This window comes from Rhizobacter sp. Root1238 (genome assembly GCF_001425825.1).
Classification (GTDB): domain Bacteria; phylum Pseudomonadota; class Gammaproteobacteria; order Burkholderiales; family Burkholderiaceae_C; genus Rhizobacter.
In genome coordinates, this window is sequence record NZ_LMDM01000023.1 from 99,356 (window position 1) to 125,511 (window position 26,156).

Genomic DNA, 26,156 nt, shown 5'->3' on the forward strand with positions numbered 1-26,156 from the left:
TCGGGTCGGGTTGGATGGAATCGGAGAAAGCGAAAAAAGCGCGCAAGGGTAACGCGCCGCCGCGACGCGTCCGTGTCGGTTGCGCCACGGTCGATTGCGAGTTGTAACGTGGTGGGCTTCTAGAATCCCGCCCCATGGCGACCAAACCCAGCAATTCCTACGGCGAGTCTTCGATCCGTGTCCTGAAGGGCCTCGAGCCCGTGAAGCAGCGGCCGGGCATGTACACCCGCACCGACAACCCGCTGCACATCATTCAAGAGGTCATCGACAACGCGGCCGACGAAGCGCTGGCCGGCCACGGCAAGCGCATCGACGTGGTGCTGCACACCGACGGCTCGGTCACGGTGCACGACGACGGCCGCGGCATTCCGTTCGGCCTGCACCCCGAAGAACAGGTGCCGGTGGTCGAGATCGTCTACACCCGGCTGCATGCCGGCGGCAAGTTCGACAAGGGCTCCGGCGGCGCCTACAGCTTCTCGGGCGGCCTGCACGGCGTGGGCGTCAGCGTGACGAACGCGCTCGCGAAGCGGCTCGAAGTGACGGTGTACCGCGAGGGCCAGGTGGCGAAGCTGGCGTTCTCCGGTGGCGACGTGATCGAGCCGCTGGTGATCCGCAAGGGGGTGTACTCGGCCGCGTCGGGCGATCGCAGGACCGGCACCACGGTGCGCGCCTGGCCGGACCCGAAGTACTTCGAGAGCGTCGATTTCCCGAAGGCCGAGCTGACCCACCTGCTGCGCAGCAAGGCGGTGCTGATGCCGGGCGTCATCGTCTCGCTGACGCTCGAGAAGAGCGGCGAGGTGCTGACCTGGACCTACCAGGGCGGCCTGCGCGACTACCTGATGCAGACGCTGACGGCCGACCCGGTGATCCCGCTGTTCGAAGGCGAACGCTATGCCGATTCGCGCGAGACCGAAAACTTCGCGGAAGGCGAGGGCGCTGCCTGGTGCGTCGCGTTCACCGAAGACGGCTCGCCGATGCGCGAGAGCTACGTCAACCTGATCCCCACGGTGAACGGCGGCACGCACGAATCCGGCCTGAAGGACGGGCTGTTCGGCGCGGTGAAAGGCTTCATCGACCTGCACAGCCTGCTGCCCAAGGGCGTCAAGCTGATGCCGGAAGACGTGTTCTCGCGCGCCAGCTTCGTGCTGTCGGCCAAGGTGCTCGACCCGCAATTCCAGGGCCAGATCAAGGAGCGGCTGAACAGCCGCGATGCGCTGCGGCTGGTCTCCACCTACGTGAAGCCGGCGCTGGAGCTGTGGCTGAACCAGCATGTCGAGCTGGGTCGCAAGCTGGCCGAGCTGGTGATCAAGCAGGCGCAGACGCGCCAGCGCGCGAGCCAGAAGGTCGAGAAGCGCAAGGGCTCGGGCGTCGCGGTGCTGCCGGGCAAGCTGACCGATTGCGAGAGCCGCGACCTGGCGCTCAACGAGCTGTTCCTGGTCGAGGGCGACTCGGCCGGCGGTAGCGCGAAGATGGGCCGCAACAAGGAGACGCAGGCGGTGCTGCCGCTGCGCGGCAAGGTGCTGAACGCGTGGGAGGTCGAACGCGACCGGCTGTTCGCGAACAACGAGATCCACGACATCGCGGTGGCCATCGGCGTCGACCCGCACAGCGCGACCGACGAGCCCGACCTGTCGGGGCTGCGCTACGGCAAGATCTGCATCCTGAGCGATGCGGACGTCGACGGCTCGCACATCCAGGTACTGCTGCTGACCTTGTTCTTCCGGCATTTCCCGAAGCTGATCGAGCGCGGCCACATCTACATCGCGAAGCCGCCGCTGTTCCGCGTCGACGCACCGGCGCGCGGCAAGAAGCCGGCCGCCAAGCTCTACGTGCTGGACGAAGGCGAGCTGGCCGCCACGCTGGACAAGCTGCGCAAGGAAGGCGCGCGCGACAACAGCTGGAGCATCGGCCGCTTCAAGGGCCTGGGCGAGATGAACGCCGAGCAGCTGTGGGACACCACGCTGAACCCCGACACCCGCCGGCTGCTGCAGGTGGCCTTCGGCGTGCTCGACTTCGGCGCCACCACCGAATCGCTGACCAAGCTGATGGGCAAGGGCGAGGCGCAGGCCCGCCGCGAGCTGATGGAACTGCGCGGCGACGACGTCGAGATCGACGTGTGAGTCCGATCGTGTCCTCGGTGCGCCTGCGCCCCACCATGCTGAGCGACCTCGACTTCGTGCTAACGGTCGAGCGCGACCCCGCGAACCTGCCGTTCATCACGCCGTGGGACCGCACGCAGCACGAGGGCGCGATCCGCTTTCCCGACTTCCGGCATTTCATCGTCGAGGCCGGCGAGGGCACGCAGGCCGTCGGCTTCGTCATCCTGCAGGGCTGCCGCAACCCGCACCGCTCGATCGAGCTGAAGCGCATCGTGCTGCAGGACAAGGGCCGCGGCCTCGGCCGGGCCTGCGTGCGGCTGCTGGCCGACATGGCCTTCGAGTCGCTCGGCGCGCACCGCTTCTGGCTCGACGTGAAGGGCCGCAACCTGCGCGCGCAGGCGCTGTACCGCAGCGAAGGCTTCGTCGAGGAAGGCCGGCTGCGCGACAGCGTGCGTGACGAGCGCGGCTGGGACGCGCTGGTCGTGATGTCGCTGCTCGAAGATGAGCAGCGCGCGCGGAAGGCCGGCCCGTGAAGGCGGCCCTCGCCTGCGCCGCGAGCGCGCTGATGCTCGCCGTGCCCCCGCTCGCGCATGCCGAGCTGTGGGGGTTCGTCGACGGCAGCGGCACCGCGCACCTCGCACCGTCGCAGGTTGATGCGCGCTACCACCTGGTGATGGGCGACGCGGCGCCGCTGCGCGTGCCCGGCAAGACCGATGGCGCCGGCGGCCTGCTGACCTGGCTGGAGTTCGCGCCCGAGGTCAAGTCGCTGCAGCCGCTGCTGCGCGAGGCGGCGGCCGCGCATGGCGTCGACATCGAGCTGCTGAAGGCCATCATCGCGGTCGAGTCCGGCTTCAACGCGAAGGCGGTGTCGCCGCGCGGTGCCGTCGGCCTGATGCAGCTGACGCCGATCGCCGCGCAGCACTACGGCGGCTTTGCGGCGAACGAGCGCCCCGCGGCGCTGCGCGACAAGCTGCTCGACCCGGGCACCAACATCCTGACCGGCGCGCGCATGCTGTCGAACCTGACGCGCCGCTTCGGCCGCATCGACGTCGCGCTCGCGGCGTGGAATGCCGGCGAGTCGGCGGTGCGCAAGGCCGGCGGCGAGATGCCGCCGATCCCCGAAACCCAGGCGCACGTGCACCTGGTGCTGGAGCTCTACTGGGCGCTGCTGCAGGCGCGCATGCCGCGCGAACTGCAGCTCCACCATGGCCCGGATGACGCGCAGCGCCATCCGGGAACGCCGGCGAATCACGAATGACACCCCCCGGATCGGCATCCGGGCCACGAACTCACCTCCGCAATGACCACTGATCTCTTCGACACCGGCAACCCCGACGACGCCATCACGCTCGCCCATTACGCCGAACGCGCGTACCTCGAATACGCGCTCAGCGTCGTCAAGGGCCGCGCGCTGCCCGATGTCTGCGACGGCCAGAAGCCGGTGCAGCGCCGCATCCTGTTCGCGATGCAGCGCCTGGGCCTGGCCTTCAGCGGCACGGCCGGCGCCCGCCCGGTCAAGAGCGCGCGCGTCGTCGGCGACGTGATCGGCAAGTTCCATCCGCACGGCGACCAGGCGGCCTACGACGCGATGGTGCGCATGGCGCAGGATTTCTCGCAGCGCTATCCGCTGGTCGACGGCCAGGGCAACTTCGGCTCGCGCGACGGCGACAACGCGGCGGCGATGCGCTACACCGAAGCGCGCCTCGCGCCGATCTCGCGGCTGCTGCTCGACGAGCTGGACGAAGGCACGGTCGACTTCGCACCCAACTACGACGGCGTCGAGCGCGAACCGCGGCTGCTGCCGGCGCGCCTGCCGTTCGTGCTGCTGAACGGCGCGAGCGGCATCGCGGTCGGCCTGGCGACCGAGCTGCCGTCGCACAACCTGCGCGAGATCGCCGCGGCCACCGTCGCGCTGATCAGGAACGAGAACCTGGGCGACGACGAGTTGTTCGCGCTGGTGCCCGGCCCCGACTACCCGGGCGGCGGCCAGATCATCAGCGCGCCCGAGGACATCCGCTCGGCCTACACCACCGGCCGCGGCAGCCTGAAGGTGCGTGCGCGCTGGAAGATCGAAGACCTGGCGCGCGGCCAGTGGCAGCTGGTCATCAACGAGCTGCCGCACGGCACCAGCGTGCAGAAGGTGCTCGAAGAGATCGAGGAGCTGATCAATCCGAAGGTCAAGACCGGCAAGAAGGCGCTGACCGCCGACCAGGTGCAGGTCAAGGCCACCGTGCTGGCGGTGCTCGACACGGTGCGCGACGAATCGAACAAGGATGCGCCGGTGCGCATCGTCATCGAGCCGAAGACCAGCCGCATCGAGCAGCAGGACCTGATCAACACCTTGCTGGCCCACACCAGCCTGGAGACGTCGGCGCCGATCAACCTGACGATGATCGGCGCCGACGGCCGGCCGACGCAGAAGACGCTGCGGCTGATGCTGCAGGAGTGGATCGCCTTCCGCCAGCAGACGGTGCAGCGGCGCACGCAGCACCGGCTGGACAAGGTGCTCGAGCGCATCCACGTGCTGGAAGGCCGGCAGACGGTGCTGCTGAACATCGACGAGGTGATCCGCATCATCCGTCAGTCGGACGAGCCGAAGGCCGCGCTGATCGAGCGCTTCAAGCTGAGCGACCGGCAGGCCGACGACATCCTCGAGATCCGGCTGCGCCAGCTGGCGCGGCTGGAAGCGATCAAGATCGAGCAGGAGTTGAAGGAGCAGCGCGCCGAGCGCGACAAGCTGCAGGAGATCCTCGGCAGCCCGGCATCGCTGCGCCGCACGATGGTCAAGGAGATCGAGGCCGACGCGAAGCAGTACGGCGACGACCGCCGCACGCTGATCCAGGCGCAGAAGCGCACCGTGGTGGAAGTGAAGGTGCTCGACGAACCGGTGACGGTGGTCGTCAGCCTGAAGGGCTGGGCGCGTGCGCTGAAGGGGCACGAGGTCGATCCGGCAGCGCTGGCCTTCAAGGCCGGCGACGGGCTGTACGGCACCTTCCCGTGCCGCAGCGTCGACACCTTGCTGGTGTTCGGCAGCAACGGGCGGGTGTACTCGATCGCGATCAGCCTGCTGCCCGGCGGGCGCGGCGACGGCCAGCCGATCACGACGCTGGTCGACCTGGAGAGCGGCACGCAGCCGCTGCATTACTTCGCGGCCCATGCCGACACGAAGCTGCTGCTGTCGAACACCGGCGGCTTCGGGCTGCTGGCGCAGGTGAGCGACATGGTCAGCCGGCAGCGCGGCGGCAAGAGCTTCGTGACGCTGGACGACGGCGACAAGCTGCTGCCGCCGGTGCCGCTGGCGTCCACGCACACGCAGGTGGCCTGCCTGAGCCTGGGCGGCCGGCTGCTGGTGTTCCCGCTCGACGAGCTGAAGCTGCAGGCCAACGGCGGCCGCGGGCTGACGCTGATGGAGGTCGATGCGAAGGACCCGCTGGTGTCGACTGCCACCTGCGCGACCGCGCTGAAGGTGCTCGGCCTCGGCCGCGGCGGCAAGCCGAAGGAAGAAGACCTGAAGGGCGCGTCGCTCGCCGTCTATGGCGGCAAGCGGGCGCGCAAGGGGAAGGTGCTGGACGCGGGGATGAAGGCGCAGCGGGTGCTGGCGGGGTGACGGCGCGCGGCCCGGCCGATGTGCCGGGCGTCGCTGTCAGCGTTTGCGCGCCTGTTGCGCGTGCCGCCCGTCGGGCAGCGCGGACCGCTTGCGCGGCGGCGATTTGCGGGCGGTGTGTGCCCTCGGCGCGGCCGGCGCCTCGGGCTGCACCTCGTGCGGCGGTGTCGGTGGCGTCAGCTGCCCGACCGTCGGCCAGGCCGGCATCGGCAACGCGCCGAGCCAGAAGCTCCAGACGGAGCGGCTCGCGCTCACCATGTGCTCCCAGCTCCGCGCCTGCCAGGCGGCCATCTGTTCGACGCCCCAGGGCCCGTGCCAGGCGGGCGGCTCGGTGACGGTGGGATTGTCCTGGCGCGGTTCCCACCACGAGTTCCAGTGCCACATCATGATCGTGCTCCGGTAGCGGACGATCCGGTGAGCTTAGCCCTCGATGGCCGCGGGCGCCATCGGCGATTGACCCGCGGCCAGGGTGATCAGCGCCCGCGCAGCGCCGACAGCACCAGCAGCCCGGCCACGCCGAACACCGCCAAGCTCCAGAACTCGTACGGCACGCCGAGGATCGAGACCGCTGCCTCGGCGCAGCTGCCGGTCACCTGGAACACCGACGGCAGCAGCTTGTCGACGCCGATGCCGGTGATGATCTTGTCGGCGAAGGTCAGGTTGCACGAGCTCGACTTCGCGGCGACCAGGTTCTGCCACAACGCCGCCGCGATGCCGCCCGCGGCCAGCAGCACCGAGATGCCGCCGAGCGCCACGCGCGCGCCGCCGCGCAGCCAGGCCGCGACGATGCACAGCACCGCGATCAGCGTGAACAGCAGCCGCTGCAGGATGCACCACGGGCAGGGGCGCATGTCGAACATGTACTGCGAGAACAGCGCGACGCCGACGGCGGCCAGGCACAGCACCGCGACGGCATACAGGCGCTGCGTGGCGCCGAACTTGAAGGCGGCCATCGGTCAGGCCACCTGCGCGATCAGCTCGATCTCGACGCAGGCGCCCATCGGCACCTGGGCCACGCCGAACGCGCTGCGGGCATGTGCGCCCTTGTCGGCACCGAACACCTCGGCCAGCAGCTCGGAGCAGCCGTTGGTCACCAGGTGCTGCTCGTTGAAATCGCCGGTGCTGTTGACGAGGCTCATCACCTTGACGATGCGCTCGACCTTGTTGAGGTCGCCGCCGACCGCCGCCTGCAGCGTGCCGAGCAGGTCGATCGCGATCGCGCGGGCGGCCTGCTTGCCGGTGGCGGTGTCGGTGTCGCGGCCGAGCTGGCCGACCCACGGCTTGCCGTCGCGCTTGGCGATGTGGCCGGACAGGAACACCAGGTTGCCGGTGCGCACGAAAGGCACGTAGGCGGCGGCGGGCGCGGACACCGGCGGCAGTTCGATGCCGAGGGATTTCAGGCGGTCGTAGACGGACATGGCGGGGAGGGCGGGTGGAGGAAGCGAGGGATCCTACACCTGGGGCTTTGGCTGAATGCGGTGCGGGGTTGCGACAGCCGTGTGGTGCTCGAACCGAAGCACCCTCGAGGTAACACCGGTATCCGTCAGACACCCAGCAAGAACGCTTGTTTACATCGTGGAATTGAAATTCCACGGATGATGCCGGCGGAACGAACGTTCCTCAAACAACGCAAGGGGGCTCATCCATGGCAATCGACACGGCATTCAAGACCTTGAACGCGGGCGCGCTGCGGCGCCTTGCGCTGTGCGCGCCGCTGGCGCTGCTGTCAGCGCTTGCTGCAGCGCCCGGCTCGGCGTTCGCCACCACCACGCTGGTCGGCAAGGCGAGCGGCCGCTGCATGGATGTGGTCGGCAACAGCACCACGGCCGGCGCCGCGATCCAGATCTACGACTGCCATGGCGGCGCCAACCAGCGGTGGGAATTCACCGCCTCGGGCGAGCTGCGCACCTTCGGCGGCACCCGCTGCCTCGATGCCAAGAACCAGGGCACGACGAACGGCACGCTGGTCACCTCGTCCACCTGCAACGGCCAGGCCAACCAGCAGTGGCGCTACAACGCCAACGGCACCATCTCGGGCTCGCAATCCGGCCTGTGCCTGGATGTCACGAGCGCCAGCAACGCACAGAAGGCGCCGGTGCAGCTGTGGGCCTGTCATGGCCGGGGCAACCAGGTGTGGAACCGCAGCGACGGCGGCACCAACGACACGCAGGCCCCGTCGATCCCCGGCAACCTGAAGGTCGCCAACCTGCAATGCCGCTCGGCCACGCTGTCGTGGTCGTCCGCCACCGACAACGTCGGTGTCGCGTTCTACGACATCTACCACGATGGCCAGGCGATGGCCTCGGTCAGCGGCAGCACGCTCAGCACCTCGCTCACCTTGAGCCCGGGTGCCAGCTGGGGGCTGTACGTGAACGCCCGCGATGCGGCGGGCAATGTCTCGCAGGCCAGCACCACGCTGCCGATCACCGTGCCGCAATGCAGCACCGACACCGAGCCGCCGACCATGCCGGCCGGCCTGACCGGCTCGGTGGCCGGCACCGCCGCCACGCTGCGCTGGAGCGCGTCGACCGACAACGTCGGGGTCAGCGCCTACGACGTTTACCGCAACGATGCCAAGGTCGGGTCCACGTCGAACCTGAGCTACACCGACAGCGGGCTCGCGGCCAACACCACCTACCGCTATGCGGTGGCGGCGCGCGACGCGCAGGGCAACGTGTCGACGCGCACCACCGCCGTCAGCCTGACGACCGGCAGCTCGTGCAGCAACCCGGTGTGTTCGGTGAGCCAGGTGACCACCGACACCGACATCCCGTGGGGCCTGGTCGCGCTTCCGGACGGCAAGGTGCTCTACAGCCGGCGTGATGCGCAGGACATCGTGCGCCTGGACCCGGCCACCGGCGCGAAGACCACCGTCGGCAAGATCCCGAACGTGTCGGGCACCGATGGCGAGGGCGGCCTGATGGGGCTCGCGGTGACGCCCGCCTTCCCGGCCACCGACCCGTGGCTCTACGTGATGCACACGACGGCCAGCGACAACCGCGTGATCCGCCTGAAGTACGTCAACGGCACGCTCGACACGTCGACGATCCAGGTGCTGCTGAGCGGCATCCTGCGCAACAAGTACCACAACGGCGGGCGGCTGCGCTTCGGCCCGGACGGCAAGCTCTATGTCGCGACCGGCGACGCGCAGAACGGTGCCAACGCGCAGAACACCAGCGGGCTGAACGGCAAGATCCTGCGCATGAATGCGGATGGCACGCGGCCCACCGACAACCCGTTCGGCAACTACGTGTGGAGCTACGGTCACCGCAACCCGCAGGGCCTGGCCTTCGATGCGCAGGGCCGGCTGTGGCAGCAGGAATTCGGCGACGGCACGATGGACGAGACCAACCTGATCCAGAAGGGCGGCAACTACGGCTGGCCCGACTGCGAAGGCACCTCGTCGCGCAGCGGCAGTGGTTGCGCCACCTCGGGCTACATCGCGCCCAAGCACACCTACCCGACGGCAGACGGTTCGTGCAGCGGCATCGCGATCGTGCGCAACGTGCTGTACGTGGCCTGCCAGCGCGGCACCCGCGTCTACCGCGAGGTGATCAGCGGCGACAGCCTGACCAACGTGCAGGAGCTGTTCCGAGGCACCTACGGCCGCATCCGCACCGTCGAACCGTCGATCGACGGCAACCTCTGGATGAGCACCACCAACAACGGCGACAAGGACAGCACCGCCAACAACAGCGACGAGAAGATCTTCAAGGTGATCCTGGGCAACTAACCGCGGGCGGCTCGCCCCTACACTCGCCCGATGGGCGGACAGGGCGGGCTGTACCTCGCGGGGACCACGGCAGCATGGCTGCTGGGTTGCGCATGGCAGGTCCAGCAGTCGACCGTTCGCCCGGCCTGGGTCGCGGTGGGGCTGCTGGCCGCTGCTGTCTGCACCGTGCTGCTGGCCTGGCACCAGCGGCGTCTCGCGGCGCTGGCCGTGCTGGCCGCCTTTGCGGCTGGCTTTGCGGTCTCCGATGGGCAGGCCGGCCTGCGGCTGGCCGAGCAGTTGCCCGCCGCGTTCGAAGGCCAGGACCTGCAACTCACCGGTGTCGTCGCGAGCCTGCCCGACCACACCCCCTCCGGCCTGCAATTCCGTTTCGAGGTCGATGAAGCCCGCTGGCGCGGCGAGCCGGTCGCCGTGCCGCCGCTCGTCTCGCTCGGCTGGTACAAGGGCTGGCACGACGACGGCCCGTTGAGCGGCCCGCAGGCCGAGTTGCGCGCCGGCCAGGCATGGCGCTTCACGGCCCGGCTGCGCCAGCCGCACGGCAGCCTGAACCCGGGCGGCTTCGACGTCGAGCTGATGCTGTTCGAGCAAGGCGTGCGCGCCACCGGCTACGTGCTCGACGGCCATGCCGAGTTGCTCGAGGCGGCCGCCGCGCACCCGATCGAGCGCCTGCGCCAGCGCGTGCGCGACCGGCTGTATGCGCAGGTCGACGATCCGCAGGCCGCGGGCGTGCTGGCCGCGCTCGCGGTCGGCGACCAGTCGGCGATCGAGCGTGCCGACTGGCAACTGTTCCGCAGCACCGGCATCGCCCACCTCGTCAGCATCAGCGGGTTGCACATCACGATGTTCGCGTGGCTGGCCGCCCGGCTCGCGGGCGCGCTGTGGCGGCGCTCGGTGCGCGCGATGCTGTGGCTGCCGGCGCCGCTGGCTGCGCGCTGGATCGGCCTCGCGGCGGCGGCAGGCTATGCACTGTTCGCCGGCTGGGGCGTGCCGGCGCAGCGCACGGTGTGGATGCTCGCGGTCGTCACGCTGCTGCAGGCCGGTGCGCGCCGCTGGCCGTGGCCGCTGGTGCTGCTGGCCGCGGCGGTGGTCGTCACTGCGTTCGACCCGTGGGCCTTGCTGCAGCCGGGCTTCTGGTTGTCGTTCATGGCGGTCGGGCTGCTGATGGCCTCCGAGCCGTCGCACGGTCGGCCTGCGCCGGCCGACGCACCGGGCCGGCTCGCCGCGCTGCTGCGCAGCCTGCGCGCCGGCCTGCGCACGCAGGCGATCGCCACCATCGGGCTCGCACCGCTGACATTGGTGTTCTTCCAGCAGATCTCGTTGGTCGGTTTCGCGGCCAACCTGGTCGCGATCCCGCTCGTCACGCTGGTGATCACGCCGCTCGCGCTGCTGGGTACCGCCTGGCCGTGGCTGTGGACGCTCGCCGCGTGGGTCGAGCAGCAGCTGGTGGCGCTGCTGATGCTGCTGGCGCAGGCGCCGTGGGCGGTGTGGAGCGTGCCGGCCGCACCGTGGTGGGCGGCCGCTGCCGGGTTGTCGTCGGCGGTGCTGCTGGTGCTGCCGCTGCCATGGCGGCTGCGCCTGCTGGCCGTGCCGCTGGCGCTGCCCTTGCTGCTGCCGCCGCGCGAGCTGCCGCCGGCCGGCCGCTTCGAGCTGCTGGCGCTCGACGTGGGGCAGGGCACCGCGGTGCTGGTGCGCACGCAGCGGCACCTGCTGGTCTACGACGCCGGCCCGCAGTACTCGCGCGACTCCGACGCCGGCCAGCGCGTGCTGCTGCCGCTGCTGCGCTCGCGCGGCGAAGGCCGCATCGACCGGCTGGTGCTGAGCCACCGCGATGCCGACCACACCGGCGGCGCCGCGGCGGTGATCGCCGGCCTGCCGGTCGGCGAACTCGACAGCTCGCTCGAGGACGGGCACCCGTTGCGCGAGGTCGGCGTGCCCGCCGTCCGCTGCGCCGCCGGCCAGTCGTGGGACTGGGACGGCGTGCACTTCCAGATGCTGCACCCGTTCGCCGACGATTACGGGCGCGCCCGCAAGCCCAACGCCGTCTCGTGCGTGCTGCGCGTCAGCGCCCGCGGGCGCAGCGCCTTGCTCACCGGCGACATCGAGCGCGAGCAGGAAGGCGCGCTGGTCGAACGCAGCCGCGACGCGTTGCGCAGCGACCTGCTGCTGGTCGCGCACCACGGCAGCCGCACCTCGTCGAGCGCCGATTTCCTCGACGCGGTGCAGCCGCAGGTCGCGCTGATCCAGGCCGGCTACCGCAACCGCTTCGGCCACCCGGTGCCCGAGGTGCTGGCGCGCCTGCACGAGCGCGATGTGCTGGTCGCCGCCACCACCTCGTGCGGCGCGTGGCGTTGGCGCAGCGACCAGCCGCCCGCTGCTGGCGTTTGCGAGCGTGACCGCGCCCGCCGCTACTGGCACCATCGCGTCGAAGCGCCGTGATGGCCGGCGAATGGCCTGAATTTTGCTAACCTGATCCCTCGAGGAGACCGAACCGATGAGAGCAAGCTTCGACGAGATGCAGGCCAGCAGCACCACGGTGCGCGACCACTACCGGGTGTACGACCGCTGGCTGGCCCAGCAGCCGGGCGACGTGATGCGCTCCCGGCGCGAAGAAGCCGAGATGATCTTCCGCCGCGTCGGCATCACGTTCGCGGTGTACGGCGCGAAGGACGAAGACGGCTCCGGCACCGAGCGCCTGATCCCGTTCGACCTGATCCCGCGCGTGATCCCGGCCGCCGAATGGGCCAGCATGGAAGCCGGGCTGCGCCAGCGCGTGACCGCGCTGAACCGCTTCATCCACGACGTCTACCACGGGCAGGAGATCATCAAGGCCGGCATCGTGCCCGGCGACCAGATCTTCAAGAACGCGCAGTTCCGCCCCGAGATGATGGGCGTCGACGTGCCGGGCAGCGTCTACTCGCACATCTCCGGCATCGACATCGTGCGCGCCGCCAACCCCGACGGCAGCGGCTCGTACTACGTGCTCGAAGACAACCTGCGCGTGCCCAGCGGCGTGAGCTACATGCTCGAGAACCGCAAGATGATGATGCGGCTGTTCCCCGACCTGTTCAGCCAGCACCGCGTCGCGCCGGTCGCCCACTACCCCGACCTGCTGCTCGAAACCCTGCGCGCGGTGGCGCCGGCCGCGGTCAACGACCCGACCGTCGTCGTGCTGACGCCCGGCATGTACAACAGCGCGTACTTCGAGCACGCCTTCCTCGCGCAGCAGATGGGCGTCGAGCTGGTCGAGGGGCAGGACCTGTTCGTCAAGGACAACTTCGTCTACATGCGCACGACGCAGGGGCCGAAGCGGGTCGACGTGATCTACCGCCGGGTCGACGACGACTTCCTCGACCCGCTGGCCTTCCGCCCCGATTCGACGCTCGGCTGCGCCGGGCTGCTCAGCGTCTACCGCGCCGGCAACGTGACGCTGTCGAACGCCATCGGCACCGGCGTGGCCGACGACAAGTCGATCTACCCGTACGTGCCGAAGATGATCGAGTTCTACCTCGGCGAGAAGCCGATCCTGAACAACGTGCCGACCTGGCAGTGCCGCGATGCCGAGGACCTGAAGTACGTTCTCGCGCACCTGGGCGAGCTGGTGGTGAAAGAGGTGCACGGCGCCGGCGGCTACGGCATGCTGGTCGGCCCGGCCGCCACCAAGGACGAGATCGCCGACTTCCGCAAGGCGCTCGAAGCCAATCCGGCCGGCTACATCGCGCAGCCGACGCTCAGCCTGTCGACCTGCCCGACCTTCGTCGACAGCGGCATTGCGCCGCGCCACATCGACCTGCGGCCGTTCGTGCTGAGCGGCAAGACGGTGCAGATGGTGCCGGGCGGGCTGACGCGCGTCGCGCTGAAGGAAGGCTCGCTGGTCGTCAACTCGTCGCAGGGCGGCGGGACCAAGGACACCTGGGTGCTCGAGGCCTGATGGACATCGTCGACAACGGAGAACACGCACATGCTGTCGAGAACCGCTGATCACCTCTTCTGGATGGCCCGCTACATGGAGCGGGCCGAGAACACCGCCCGCATGCTGGACGTCAACTACCAGACCTCGCTGCTGCCGCAGTCGGCCGATGCGGTGGTCAACGGCTGGAAGGGCCTGCTGAGCATCTCCGAGCTGAGCCCCGACTACGCGTCGCGCTACGGCGAGATCGATGCCCGCAAGGTGATGGACTACATGGTCAGCGACGAGCGCAACCCGTCGAGCATCTACAGCTGCCTGATGGCCGCGCGCGAGAACGCCCGCGCGGTGCGTGGCACGCTGACCACCGAGGTCTGGGAGACGCAGAACCAGACCTGGCTCGAGTTCCAGCGCATGCTGCGCCACAAGACCTTCCAGAAGGATCCGGGCGAGGGCTTCGAATGGGTCAAGTTCCGCTCGCACCTGTCGCGCGGCGTCACGGTGGGCACGATGCTGCAGGACGAGGCGTTCCACTTCCTGCGCATCGGCAGCTTCCTGGAGCGCGCCGACAACACCGCCCGCATGCTCGACGTGAAGTTCCATGCGGTCGAGAGCGAGTTCTTCGGCACCGGCGCGGCGAATGGCAACGGCAACGCGAAGGACCAGGAGTACGACTTCTACCACTGGTCGGCGATCCTGCGCTCGGTGTCCGGCTTCGAGGTCTACCGCAAGGCGTACCGCAACGTGATCAAGCCCGAGAAGGTGGCCGAGCTGCTGATCCTGCGTGCCGACATGCCCCGCTCGCTGGCGGCCTGCATGGACGAGGTCGTCAACAACCTGCGCCAGGTGGCCAACGAGCAGTCGTCCGACACGCTGCGCCGCGCCGGCCGCCTGCAGGCCGACCTGCGCTTCGGCCGCATCGACGAGATCCTCGCGACCGGCCTGCATGCGTTCCTCACGCAGTTCCTCGAACGCGTCGGCACGCTGGGGGTGGGCATCAGCCGCGACTTCCTGGTGCCGGTGGCGGCATGACGCCGCGGGCGCGGGCCAGCGGATGAAGCTCGACATCCGGCACGTCACGCACTACGACTACAGCGCGCCGCTGCAGTACGCGCTGCAGTCGCTGTGCCTCACGCCACAGGCGAACGCGCACCAGACGGTGCTCGACTGGAGCCTGTCGGCGCCGGGCCAGCTGTTCGCGCAGCGCGATGCCTTCGGCAACCTGGCCCACACCTGGAGCCTGCGCCAGCGTGCCTACCGTGGCGCGGTGCGGGCCGCGGGGGTCGTGCGCACGCATGCGTCGCCGCTGCTGGTCGACGACCGCATCCCGCCGGCGTTCTACCTGCGCGCCACGCCGCTCACCCACGCGGCCGGGCCGCTCGCCTCGCTCGGCCGCGAGCACCTGGACGGCCCGGTCGACGAGGCGCGCGCGCTCGCACTGGCGCTCGCCGTGGGCGACCGCATCGCCTACGAAGGCGGCCGCACCAGCACGCGCACCACCGCGGCCGAAGCGCTCGCGCTCGGCGCCGGCGTCTGCCAGGACCAGGCCCATGTCTTCATCGCCGCCTGCCGTGCGGCCGGCGTGCCGGCCCGCTACGTCAGCGGCTATTTCCACGCGCCCGACGCGCCCGATCTGGCGAGCCACGCGTGGGTCGACGTCTGCGTCGACCCGGACGCGCGGCGCTGGCTCAGCGTCGACATCACCCACCGCTGCCTGATGGACGAGCGCCACGTGCGCCTGGCCGTCGGCCCCGACTACGCCGCCTGCTCGCCGATCCGCGGCGTGCGCGAAGGCGGCGGCGACGAGACGATGCGCGTCGAGGTGGGCATCAGCGTCCTGCCCGACCACGCGCCGTCCGAAGCCGATCCCGCAACCGCTGTGCTCACCGCCCAGGAGCCCTGAATGTCCATCCACGTCGCGCTCAACCACGTGACCCACTACCGGTACGACCGGCCGATCCACCTGGGCCCGCAGGTGATCCGGCTGCGACCGGCCCCGCATTCGCGCACCCGGGTGCTGAGCTACTCGATGCGCATCGAGCCGGCCACGCATTTCATCAACTGGCAGCAGGATCCGCAGGCCAACTACCTCGCGCGGCTGGTGGTGCCGGACAAGACCACGTCGTTCCGCATCGAGGTCGACCTGGTGGTCGAGATGTCGGTGCTGAACCCGTTCGATTTCTTCCTCGAGCCGGCGGCCGAGCATTTTCCGTTCGAGTACGACAAGTCGCTCGCGACCGAGCTCGAGCCGTACCGCCACAAGATGCCGCTGACGCCGGCCTTCGAGAAGTACCTGGCCAGCATCCCGCGCGAGAAGATGCAGACGACCAATTTCCTGGTCGCGCTGAACCAGCGGCTGCAGAAGGACATCGGCTACCTGATCCGCATGGAGCCGGGCGTGCAGACGCCGGAGCAGACGCTGGTCAACGCGAGCGGCTCGTGCCGCGACTCCGGCTGGCTGCTGGTGCAGCTGCTGCGCCACCTGGGCTTCGCGTCGCGCTTCGTGTCGGGCTACCTGATCCAGCTGAAGAGCGACGTCAAATCGCTCGACGGCCCGAGCGGGACCGAGGTCGATTTCACCGACCTGCACGCCTGGTGCGAGGTCTACCTGCCGGGCGCGGGCTGGATCGGCTTCGACCCGACGTCGGGCCTGCTGGCCGGCGAAGGCCACATCCCGCTCGCCTGCTCGCCCGAGCCGTCGTCGGCCGCACCGGTCAGCGGCGCGCTCGACGAATGCGAGACCGAGTTCGAGCACCTGATGAAGGTCACGCGCATCTGGGAAGCGCCGCGCGTGACGCTGCCGTACAACGACGCGCAATGGGCCGAGATCGAGGCGATGGGCCACCGCGTCGACGAGGACCTGCGCCGCCACGACGTGCGGCTGACGCAGGGCGGCGAGCCGACCTTCGTGTCGGTCGACGACCGCGACGGCGCCGAATGGAACACCGACGCGATGGGGCCGACCAAGCGGCTGCTCAGCGCCGACCTGATGGACAAGCTGCGCCGCAAGTACGGCGACGGCGGGCTGCTGCACTACGGGCAGGGCAAGTGGTACCCGGGCGAGCAGTTGCCGCGCTGGTCGCTGAACCTGTTCTGGCGCAAGGACCGCGAGCCGGTGTGGACGCACCCCGAGCTGTTCGCCGACGAGCACCAGGACGACGGCGTCACCGACGTGCAGGCGCAGAAGTTCCTGCAGGGCGTCGCCCGGCGCCTGGGGCTCGATGGCAAGTACGTGTTCCCGGCGTATGAAGACGTCTGGTACTACCTGTGGCGCGAACGCAAGCTGCCGGTCAACGTCGATCCGTTCGACGCGAAGCTGTCCGACGCGCTGGAGCGCGAGCGCCTGCGCAAGGTGTTCGGGCAGGGGCTGGACCAGGTGGTCGGGCATGTGTTGCCGATCGCCCGCAACCCGGGCCGCAACGCAGCGGGCCGGTGGCAGACCGGCCCGTGGTTCCTGCGCGCCGAGCGCTGCTACCTGATCCCCGGCGATTCGGCGATGGGCTACCGGCTGCCGCTCGATTCTCAGCCGTGGGCCAAGGACAGCGACCTGCCGTGGGTGCATCCGCCGGACCAGTCGCAGTCGTTCGCGCCGCTGCCGGCCTACCGCCGGCTGCGCCATGCGCAGGGCGCCCACGAACCTGCCGGCGGTGGCGCCAGCGGTGCCACCCCTGCCTGGGAGCGCAGCGAGACCGGTGCCGGCGGCTTTGCCGACCGCTCGCGGGCCGCGCTCGGCCCGGGCCCGGCGGTCGCGCGCAGCCTGCCGTCCGAGATCCCCGCACGCCAGCCCGCGCCGAAGGAATCGGCCGGCTGGGTCACCCGCACCGCGATCAGCGCCGAGCCGCGCGGCGGCCGGCTCTACGTCTTCATGCCGCCGGCCACCGCGCTGGAGGACTACCTGGAGCTGGTCGCCGCGGTCGAGGACACCGCGGTCGAGATGAAGCTGCCGGTGATCCTCGAAGGCTACGAGCCGCCGAAGGACCCGCGGCTGGCGACGCTGCGCGTCACGCCCGACCCCGGCGTGATCGAGGTCAACATCCACCCGGCGCACAGCTGGGGCGAGCTGGTCGAGCAGACCACGCACCTGTACCAGGCGGCGCACGAGACGCGGCTGTCGACCGAGAAGTTCATGGTCGACGGCCGCCACACCGGCACCGGCGGCGGCAACCACTTCGTGCTGGGTGGCGCGACCGTCGCCGATTCGCCGTTCCTGCGCCGGCCCGACCTGCTGGCCAGCATGGTCGGCTACTGGCACAACCACCCGGCGCTGAGCTACCTGTTCTCGGGTCTGTTCATCGGGCCGACCAGCCAGGCGCCGCGCGTCGACGAGGCGCGCAACGATTCGGTCTACGAGATCGAGATCGCGTTCGCCGAGCTGCAGCGTGTCACCGCGCAAGGCCAGGGCCCCTGCCCGCCGTGGCTGATCGACCGGCTGATGCGCAACCTGCTGATCGACGTGACCGGCAACACCCACCGCGCCGAGTTCTGCATCGACAAGCTGTACTCGCCCGACGGTCCGACCGGCCGGCTCGGGCTGCTGGAGATGCGCGCGTTCGAGATGCCGCCGCATGCCCGCATGAGCCTGACGCAGCAGCTGCTGATGCGCGCGCTGGTGTCGCGCTTCTGGCAGCGGCCCTACCAGCCGCCGCGCCTGAAGCGCTGGGGCACCGAGCTGCACGACCGCTTCATGCTGCCGCACTTCATCTGGCAGGACCTGTGCGACGTGATCGACGAGTTGAACCAGTTCGGCTACGGGTTGAAGCCGGAGTGGTTCGCGCCGCACCTGAACTTCCGCTTTCCGCGGCTGGGCGATTTCAGCGCGATGGGCACCGAGGTCGAACTGCGGCTCGCGCTCGAGCCCTGGCATGTGATGGGGGAGGAGGGCGCGCCGGGCGGCACGGTGCGTTTTGTCGACTCGTCGGTCGAGCGGCTGCAGGTGCGGGCCACCGGGCTGGTCGGCGACCGCCATGTGCTGACCTGCAACGGCCGCGCGATCCCGATGCAGTCGACCGGCAAGGTCGGCGAGTTCGTCGGCGCGGTCCGCTACCGGGCCTGGAACCCGCCATCGGCGTTGCACCCGACGATTCCGGTGCATGCGCCGCTGACGATCGACCTGGTCGACAGCTGGATGAGCCGCTCGCTGGGCGGCTGCCAGTACCACGTGGCCCACCCGGGCGGGCGCAACTACGACACCGCGCCGGTCAATGCCTACGAAGCCGAAGCGCGGAGGCTGGCGCGCTTCTTCCGTGTCGGGCACACGCCGGGGGTGATGGTGGTGCCGAAGGAGGAACGGAATCCGGACTTTCCGTTCACGCTGGATTTGCGGAGGGGGGCGGCGTAGGGGGGTTGTTGCCTTGGCGCGGAAGGCGCGTGGGGGGAGGCTGTGGCGCGCCGTCGGGGGCGGTCCTCGGCCCCCCCCGGGGGGCCGAGGACTTCCCTCCGCTGGCTGGCTTCGTGGCCCGTCGCCGAAACTCCCTCCGCTCACTTCGTTCGCTGTGGTCAAACAGTCGGCGACAGTCAGTNGGGGGGCCGAGGACTTCCCTCCGCTGGCTGGCTTCGTGGCCCGTCGCCGAAACTCCCTCCGCTCACTTCGTTCGCTGTGGTCAAACAGTCGGCGACAGTCAGTTCACGAAGCGTGCTGACGCACGCGGGCCACGAAGCCAGCCAGCTCCGGCGCCCCCTCCTTATTGGCGCGCCACAGCCTCCCCGCACGCGCCTTCTGCCACCGCCCTGCCTTGGGAAGGTGACAAGCGAACAAGTGAAGATTGATCCCCGGGTTCGGACCCGGGGCGCCATGCGTGTTTTGTACGCATCGAGCCACCGCTTCGGCAAAGGCGCGGGCGGGGGGTGTGGGGAGCGCCAATCAGGACGGGGCGCCGGAGCCGTCTGCTTTCATGGACCGCGCGCGCAGCGCGCTTCGTCAACTGACTGTCGTCGACTGTTTGACCACAGCGAACGCAGTGAGCGGCGGGAGTTTCGACGACGGGCCATGAAAGCAGATGGCGCAGGGCAGTCAGCATCCCGCCAGGGATGATGACCGCCCCGTCCGGCGCGCCCCACACCCCCCGCCCGCGCCTTTGCTCGCTCCCATGCCAGCCCTATGACAAACTGGCGACAGTTTTGAAGTCAGAGACGATGCTGAGAACACTGCTCGAGGGATACGCCGTCCACGAAGGCCGCTACGACGAGTTGCTCGCCGCGGCCGGTGAACCGCGCCCTCATTGGGAAGCCTTCCTGAAGACCCTGGCCCAGCGCCAGGGCCCCGACATCGGCGACACCTTGTCGCTGATGGAACGCGAGATCCGCGAGAACGGCATCACCTACAACGTCTACGCCGACCCGCAGGGCGCCGACCGCCCGTGGGAGGTCGACCCGTTGCCGCTGCTGATCTCGCCGGCCGAATGGGACGAGATCGAGGCCGGCATCGCGCAGCGCGCCGAGCTGCTGAACCGCGTGCTGACCGACCTCTACGGCCCGCAGGAGCTGCTGCGCAACGGCAGCGTGCCGCCGTCGGTGGTGTTCGGCCACAGCGGCTTCCTGCACCAGGTGCAGGGCATCCGCCCGGCCGGCGGCGTGCACCTGTTCCAGTACGCGGCCGACCTGGCGCGCTCGCCCGACGGCCGCTGGTGGGTCGTCAACGACCGCACGCAGGCGCCTTCGGGCGCCGGCTATGCGCTGGAGAACCGGCTGGTCGTCTCGCGGGTGTTCCCGCAGATGTTCCGCGACCTGCACGTGCAGCACCTGGCCTCGTTCTTCTCGAACCTGCGCGAATCGCTGCTGCGGCTGGCCCCGAAGGGCGACGGTCCGCCGCTGATCGGCCTGCTGACGCCAGGGCCGTACAACGAAACCTACTTCGAGCATGCGCTGCTGGCGCGCTACCTCGGTTTCGCACTCGTCGAGGGCAGCGACCTGACGGTGCGCGACGGCCGCGTCTGGATGAAGACCGTCGACGGCCTGAAGCGGGTGCACGCGCTGCTGCGCCGCCAGGACGACGACTACTGCGACCCGCTCGAGTTGCGCTCCGATTCGGCGCTCGGCGTGGCCGGCCTCACCGACTGCGCGCGCCGCGGCACCGTGCTGCTGGCCAATGCGCTCGGCTCCGGCGTGCTCGAATCCGGCGCGCTGCTCGGCTACCTGCCGCAGCTCAGCGAACAGCTGCTCGGCGAACCGCTGCTGCTGCCGTCGGTCGCCACCTGGTGGCTGGGCGAGCCGGCGGCCTTCGACGACGCCTGGAAGCGCATCGACCACCTGATCATCAAGCCGCTCGACCGCTCGGCCGGCGAGCCGGCGGTGTTCGGCGCCGACCTGTCGGCCGACGAGCGCCTGCTGCTGCGCGCCCGCGTGGCGGCGCGCCCGCAGCGCTATGTGGCGCAGGAATGGGTGCACGTGTCGCAGGCGCCGGTGCTGGAGCGCGAGCAGCGCGCGCAAGGTGCCGCAGCGCGCCACAGCGAGCACCTGAGCGCGCGCACCGTCGGGCTGCGGGTGTTCGCGGTCGCCACGCCGAACGGCTACCGCGTGATGCCCGGCGGCCTGACCCGCGTGGCCGGCGACGAAGACGACCGCGTGATCGGCATGCAGCGCGGCGGGCGCTCGAAGGACACCTGGGTGCTGTCCGACCGGCCGGTCAACGCGTCGTTCTCGCTGCTGACGCGCACCGTGACGCCGACCGACCTGGCCACGACCAAGGGCAACGTGCCGTCGCGCACCGCCGAGAACCTGTTCTGGTTCGGCCGCTACGGCGAGCGCTGCGATGCCTCGGCTCGCCTGCTGCGCGTTGCGGTGGCCGGCGTGCTCGGCAATGTCGACGCGCGTGCCGACGACCCGGAAGACGGCCTGACACCGACGCTCGCGCTCGCGCGCCGCATGGGCCTGATCGACGCGTCGGACGACGTCGGCACCGAGTTGCTGCGCGCCGCGACCCATCCGGACGAGGGCTTGAGCATGCGGCTTCGCCAGCTGCTGCGCGTCGCGTTCAGCCTGCGCGACCGCATGTCGGCCGACAACTGGCGCACGCTGAACCAGCTGATCGCCGACCCGGTGTTCCAGCGCGGCGGCTCGCTGGCGCTGGCGCTGGCCTGGCTCGACCGCGCGGTCACGTCGATGATGACGCTGTCGGGCTTCGTGCTCGACGGCATGACGCGCAGCACCTCGTGGCGCTTCCTGTCGATCGGGCGGCGCATCGAGCGCCTGTCGACGCTGTGCCAGACGCTGAAGGTCGCCACCCGCGAGGGCCGCAGCAGCGGGCTCGACTGGCTGCTGGAGCTGACCGATTCCACCGTGACCTTCCGCTCGCGCTACCTGGTGGCGCCGGAATGGCTGCCGGTGCTCGACCTGCTGCTGCGCGACGACACCAACCCGCGCTCGGTCGCGTTCCAGGTGAAGGGGCTGGTGGAGTACGTCGAGAAGCTCGAGCGCACGCACGGCCGTTTCGCGAGCGACGTGCTCGGGCCGGCGCAGGCGGCGCTGCTGGCACTCGGCGCGCACGACCTGCACCCCGAGAGCGAGGCGCTGGCCGCCGTCATCGACCAGCTGCAGCGTGCCGCGTACACGGTGTCGGACGAGCTGACGCTGAAGTTCTTCTCGCACGCCGCGTCGCGCAGCGTGCTGTCCTTGGTAGCTTGATGAGCGGCGTTCGCTATACCGTCGAGCACGAAACCCGCTACGCGTACGCGGCGCCGGTGTCGCAGTCGTGGCAACTGGCCCGGCTCGCGCCGCGCGACCTGCCATGGCAGAAGCTGCTGTCGCATTCGCTGCAGATCGACCCGCCGCCCGACGAGCGCCACGACGCGCCGGACAGCTTCGGCAACAGCGTCACGCATTTCGGGCTGCACGGCGCGCACCGGCTGCTGCGGGTGCGCATGGCCTGCAGCGTCGAGGTCGGCACGCGGCCGGTGTGGGCGTCGGCCGCGCAGCCGTGGGAACAGGTGCGCGATGCGGTCCGCAACACGCCGACGCTCGGCGCACTGGAGCCGGCCTGCATGTGCGAGCCGACGGTGCTGGTGCCGCTGTCCGAGGGGGCGCGGCTGTATGCGCGCGGCGCGCTGGCGCCGGGCCGCGACTGGTTCGAGGCGCTGTCGGCGCTGACGCAGGCGATCCATGACGACTTCGAATTCGAGGCCGGTGCAACCACGGTGAGCACCTCGGTCGACGAGGTGCTGTACCAGCGGCGCGGCGTCTGCCAGGACTTCGCGCACCTGATGATCGCCTGCCTGCGCGGGCACGGGCTGCCGGCGCGCTACGTGTCGGGCTACCTGCTGACCGACCCGCCGCCGGGGCAGCCGCGGCTGCTCGGCGTCGACGCGTCGCACGCCTGGGTGGCGGCGTACTCGCCGGCGCACGGCTGGGTCGAGTTCGACCCCACCAACAACCAGCTGGCCGACGAGCGCTACATCACGCTCGCCTGGGGCGCCGATTTCGCCGACGTGGTGCCGCTGCGCGGCGTGATCCTGGGCGGTGGCGAGCAGCAGCTCGAGGTGTCGGTGAGCGTGACGCCGGCCTGACGCGGGTTTCCGTCCGGTTCATCTGGACAGCGAACGAATTCCCCGGCGGTGGCCACTCAGCATCCATCGCCCCCGCGGTGTGATTGACGATCGAATCGAGGTCGATCGGGGGCCGTTTGAGCTTGAGGGGACTTGCTCATGTCCGGTCCAGGTTTCGTCGGGAAATTCCATTCGCACGGTGGTCTGCCTGGAGTGGCCCCGCAGTGTTCGCGTCAGACGCAGGGGTCGAAATCCTCGAGCGTTCTTGACCCTGGAGCGCTGAAGGCGCGTGCCGAGGAAGCCATCGTCGCGCTGGAAACGCTGGCCGGCGCGGCGATCTCGGCCAAGGTGGACCGCCTCGCCGAGAAGCTGCTGGGCAAGGGCCTGGTGACTCGGGCACCCGACGACGAAAGCTACCTGCCGGGGTGGTCGGTACCGCGGTCGATTCGCTATGCCGAGGCACGGAATGCGCCAGCCCGGGGCTGGAGGCGGGCCGAATTCGGAATCCGCCGCGCGCTGAACCGTCCTCGTGTCCGGGGCAGCAAGGCATTCAAGAGCGGCGGCGACGCCAGAACGCTGGTCTCGACCGTGACGGGCTCTTCCGCGGCGGTGTGGGCCAACAGCCTGCTGTTCCGTACCGGATTGAACGTGGCGACGTCATCGGCCGGCCCCGGCTTCGAAGCGCCTGCCGGGGGCCTGGAAGCGCTCGGGATCGCAGGCGGCGTGGCGGCCGGCTGTTCGCTGTTGGACGGCCTGGACATGTTCAACACCTTCCTCGACATGGTCGACGAGCAGGATCGCTGGAAGGTCGAGGTCGTCGTTTTTCATCGGCACTTCAAGCAGTACCTCGATGACCGCAAGACGGGAAGTCAGTCGAGCCCCGAAGTCGTTCACGGTTTCCGGCGTTGCCAGGCAGCACTCTCTCGTTGCGCGCTGTTCGACAAGCCAACGCGCCAGGCCTGGAGGCGCTGCTGCGCCGCTGCGCTGCGAGACACGGGCCTGTCGAGCGTCACCGCGCTGCTGGGCGTCGCCGGCATGGGCATGAAAATACACGCGGGCGCCGATCTTGCGTCGCTGGGCCTGGGTACGGCCGGCATGGCGCTCGGTGCAGCGGCCTTGCCGTTCTCGATCGCGTGCGCCGGGATCGACATCGGGGTCGGGCTCGGGGAAATCGGCTTTCGCAAGAAGGAGTACCGCAGCTGCAGGGCCAAGTGCTTGCAGATCCAGCGGCAGATCGACCGCTTGACAACGCCGGCTGCGGGTCATGAGCGCACGGCCGACCAGGGGCAGCTGGTCGATGTGCTGAAAGGCGCGCTGAAGCGGCAGCGGCGCCTGATGAAGCAGGCGCGGTACGAGAAGCGCTTCGGGATCGCGCGGGTTGCCAAGGGCGTGGCGAATGCGGCCGTGACCGCACCGCTGGCCACCGCCGCGGTGGTCGCCGGGGCCGTGGCGGCGGCGGCCGTGGCGTGGCCGATCGGGCTGGTCGCCGGGCTGGTGGGTGGGGTCGTGACCGGGGGGTACCTGGCAAGCTATGTCACGAAAGCGGCGACGCGGCAGGAGATGCGCGGAAGATCACGCAGCGAACAGTACGACGCCACCATCCTGGCTGCCACCACCTCGGCCGAGGACCGCACCCGTCTCTTTGCGGAACAGGCGACCTTGTCGGTCGCGGGAACCGAGGGGTACTGGACAGGCGGGCGGGACGCCTTTGCCGGCCGGTACATCCACACCGTCACTCCCGAGACCCAGGTGGTGGCGGCCCTGGACGAATTCGCCGGCCTGCTGGCGCGCCGGCCCACCAACGGCCATCCCGATGCCGAGGTCGAGACGCAGATCCAGGACTTCCTCGCCATCGCGGACATCGATGCGACGCTGCTCAACGACATCGAGCGGATGATCCGGTCGCGTTCCGACGAACTGCGCGCGCAAGGCGAACATCCGCGCGACATCGAATGGCATGAGTTGACGGCCCGGCGCGAGCAGTACGCCGCCGCTTTCGGCTTGCCGGCGACAGCACCGAAGCTGCCGATCGGTGCGCTGTTGCCGAGCTTCCATGCCGCCTGCTGGATCGCGCGCCTGGGCGAGAGCGTGGACCCCGAGGCCGGGAAGTTCGCGAGTCTCCTCGACCGTCACCTGATGGGAGAGCAGGTCGACCTGCACGCGATGAACGAATGGCTGGAACGCAACGGCCATCTCGCGACATCGTCCGCCTTGACGAAACAGCAGATGCAGTCCGCGGCCGAGCGCCTGTTCCGCAGTGTGCCGCCGGCACTCTTCATGGATCACATGAACGCGCTGACGAGCGCGATCACCAAGGAGACCGCCAACGGCGAGGCCTTCAGGTGGCAGGACGACAGCCCGGTGCTTCGCGACCTGACAGCGTTTCGCGAGTTCGCGCGGGACCAATGGATCCCCGGGCATCAAGCGCTGTCGCGCATCGTCGCTCATCCCGCCGTTGGCGCGGGCGGTGTTGCGAAAGGGGTCCGGGCATGCACGACCGAGGAACTGTCGGCCGCGTTGCAGCATCTTGCGTCAGGGTGCTCGATGCCGCCATGCGCGGATCCGCCCATCGACCGCGACGCATTGTCCGAGGAGCTGCGCGGCGAATGGGCGCGCCGTTTCGCCGTCGATACCCCGCGCCGGCGACGCCGCACCGCGGCCGCACTGGCCCGGCATTGCGCGACGCATGGCAAGTTCCGGGGCAACGCGTGGACGAGCGACGGGCGGGGCGGATTCTCCTGTGACCTGGGTGGGTGCAAGAGCGGGGTCATCCGCGCCAGCGCACTGGCGAAGTGGGTGAGGCGCGGCGACTGGAACGATCCGTTGCCCGTCGAGATACGAAGCCTTGCGCCGGCCTTGGCCCTGCGTTGGCTGACCAACGAGACCGGCAGCGGCGTGGATGAACGCTTCCTCGGCGAGGCAGGTGTCGCCCCGACGCTGAAGGCCCTGCGGATGTCGTTCGAGATGTCGGCATACCACCCGGGAATGAGACTGCACGACCGCGTGGTCTCGCGCGATGGCATCGCCCCTCACCACGAGGGCGCCGCCGGGCCCAGCCAATTCCGGTCGCTGGAAGAGGCCATGGGGCCGGCCCGTCGTGCGGCGCTTGGCGACCTGTTCTCGCGGTCGACCCGACCGTGGACCTTGCTCGAAAGGACGCTCGATGGTGCACAGCAGTGGCAATCCGAGGTGGCGGGCAAGCAGGTCGTGTATCCCAGCTTCGAGGCCGCCGTGCAGGCCTGCTGCGATCAACAAGGCGTCGAGGCCGTTCGCGTCGTTTTCCTGACCAATCCGACCTGAGTCCGCAGGCTCCTACAATCCGGGCCCCACTCCCGTTGTGCCC

The 26,156-nt window shown here is 69.9% G+C and carries 16 protein-coding genes; 13 read left to right on the forward strand and 3 right to left on the reverse strand.

Translation table 11 applies throughout. The features are described from left to right. The first annotated feature begins 134 nt into the window (after positions 1 to 134). From ASC98_RS17280 to parC, 4 genes are read left to right on the forward strand one after another with little or no spacing between them, the layout of a single operon-like run. Positions 135 to 2,120, forward strand: a complete 1,986-nt coding sequence (locus ASC98_RS17280; protein ID WP_056811298.1) for a DNA topoisomerase IV subunit B — start codon at positions 135 to 137, stop codon at positions 2,118 to 2,120. A gap of 17 nt (positions 2,121 to 2,137) precedes the next feature. Next, positions 2,138 to 2,632, forward strand: coding sequence for a GNAT family N-acetyltransferase (locus ASC98_RS17285; protein WP_255358625.1), 495 nt, complete (start codon positions 2,138 to 2,140; stop codon positions 2,630 to 2,632). Next, positions 2,629 to 3,357, forward strand: coding sequence for a lytic transglycosylase domain-containing protein (locus ASC98_RS17290; RefSeq protein ID WP_235581303.1), 729 nt, complete (start codon positions 2,629 to 2,631; stop codon positions 3,355 to 3,357). The genes ASC98_RS17285 and ASC98_RS17290 overlap by 4 nt, the downstream gene beginning before the upstream one ends. Before the next feature lie 42 nt (positions 3,358 to 3,399). Continuing rightward, the gene (gene parC / locus ASC98_RS17295; protein ID WP_056811296.1) at positions 3,400 to 5,706 is read left to right on the forward strand and encodes a DNA topoisomerase IV subunit A; all 2,307 of its coding nucleotides are present in this window, start codon (positions 3,400 to 3,402) and stop codon (positions 5,704 to 5,706) included. Between the two features lie 36 nt (positions 5,707 to 5,742). On the opposite strand, the gene ASC98_RS17300 is transcribed toward parC, so the two are convergent. From ASC98_RS17300 to ASC98_RS17310, 3 genes are all read right to left on the reverse strand, one after another. Next, positions 5,743 to 6,090 carry a hypothetical protein gene (locus ASC98_RS17300; RefSeq protein WP_056811293.1) on the reverse strand — a complete coding sequence of 116 codons (348 nt, stop codon included), beginning with the start codon at positions 6,088 to 6,090 and terminating at the stop codon, positions 5,743 to 5,745. 86 nt (positions 6,091 to 6,176) lie between these two features. Next, on the reverse strand, positions 6,177 to 6,656 hold the full coding sequence (locus tag ASC98_RS17305; protein ID WP_056811292.1) for a disulfide bond formation protein B: 480 nt from the start codon (positions 6,654 to 6,656) through the stop codon (positions 6,177 to 6,179). A 3-nt stretch (positions 6,657 to 6,659) separates the two neighbouring features. Then, positions 6,660 to 7,121, reverse strand: a complete 462-nt coding sequence (locus tag ASC98_RS17310) for a RidA family protein (RefSeq protein WP_056811288.1) — start codon at positions 7,119 to 7,121, stop codon at positions 6,660 to 6,662. 227 nt (positions 7,122 to 7,348) lie between these two features. Here ASC98_RS17310 and ASC98_RS17315 point away from each other — a divergent pair, with 227 nt between their 5' ends. The 9 genes from ASC98_RS17315 (at position 7,349) to ASC98_RS17355 (ending at position 26,113) form a co-directional block, all read left to right on the forward strand. After that, positions 7,349 to 9,436: a PQQ-dependent sugar dehydrogenase gene (locus ASC98_RS17315; protein ID WP_082541641.1), complete on the forward strand. Its 2,088-nt coding sequence runs from the start codon at positions 7,349 to 7,351 to the stop codon at positions 9,434 to 9,436. Positions 9,437 to 9,466: 30 nt separating this feature from the next. Continuing rightward, a complete protein-coding gene (locus ASC98_RS17320) occupies positions 9,467 to 11,869 on the forward strand; it encodes a DNA internalization-related competence protein ComEC/Rec2 (RefSeq protein ID WP_056811285.1) in 2,403 nt (800 codons plus the stop codon). A gap of 55 nt (positions 11,870 to 11,924) precedes the next feature. Beyond that, a complete protein-coding gene (locus ASC98_RS17325; protein ID WP_056811282.1) occupies positions 11,925 to 13,361 on the forward strand; it encodes a circularly permuted type 2 ATP-grasp protein in 1,437 nt (478 codons plus the stop codon). 30 nt (positions 13,362 to 13,391) lie between these two features. Beyond that, positions 13,392 to 14,369 (forward strand): alpha-E domain-containing protein, encoded by a 978-nt coding sequence (locus tag ASC98_RS17330; RefSeq protein WP_056811278.1) that lies wholly within the window; start codon positions 13,392 to 13,394, stop codon positions 14,367 to 14,369. 22 nt (positions 14,370 to 14,391) lie between these two features. Next, a complete protein-coding gene (locus ASC98_RS17335) occupies positions 14,392 to 15,240 on the forward strand; it encodes a transglutaminase family protein (RefSeq protein WP_082541642.1) in 849 nt (282 codons plus the stop codon). Further along, positions 15,241 to 18,675: a DUF2126 domain-containing protein gene (locus tag ASC98_RS17340; protein WP_056811275.1), complete on the forward strand. Its 3,435-nt coding sequence runs from the start codon at positions 15,241 to 15,243 to the stop codon at positions 18,673 to 18,675. It begins immediately after the preceding gene. Between the two features lie 794 nt (positions 18,676 to 19,469). Next, the gene (locus ASC98_RS17345) at positions 19,470 to 21,956 is read left to right on the forward strand and encodes a circularly permuted type 2 ATP-grasp protein (protein ID WP_056811271.1); all 2,487 of its coding nucleotides are present in this window, start codon (positions 19,470 to 19,472) and stop codon (positions 21,954 to 21,956) included. Further along, positions 21,956 to 22,834 carry a transglutaminase family protein gene (locus ASC98_RS17350; protein ID WP_056811269.1) on the forward strand — a complete coding sequence of 293 codons (879 nt, stop codon included), beginning with the start codon at positions 21,956 to 21,958 and terminating at the stop codon, positions 22,832 to 22,834. The genes ASC98_RS17345 and ASC98_RS17350 overlap by 1 nt, the downstream gene beginning before the upstream one ends. Positions 22,835 to 22,972: 138 nt before the next feature. Further along, positions 22,973 to 26,113 (forward strand): hypothetical protein, encoded by a 3,141-nt coding sequence (locus ASC98_RS17355; protein WP_157597713.1) that lies wholly within the window; start codon positions 22,973 to 22,975, stop codon positions 26,111 to 26,113. Positions 26,114 to 26,156 lie beyond the last annotated feature (43 nt).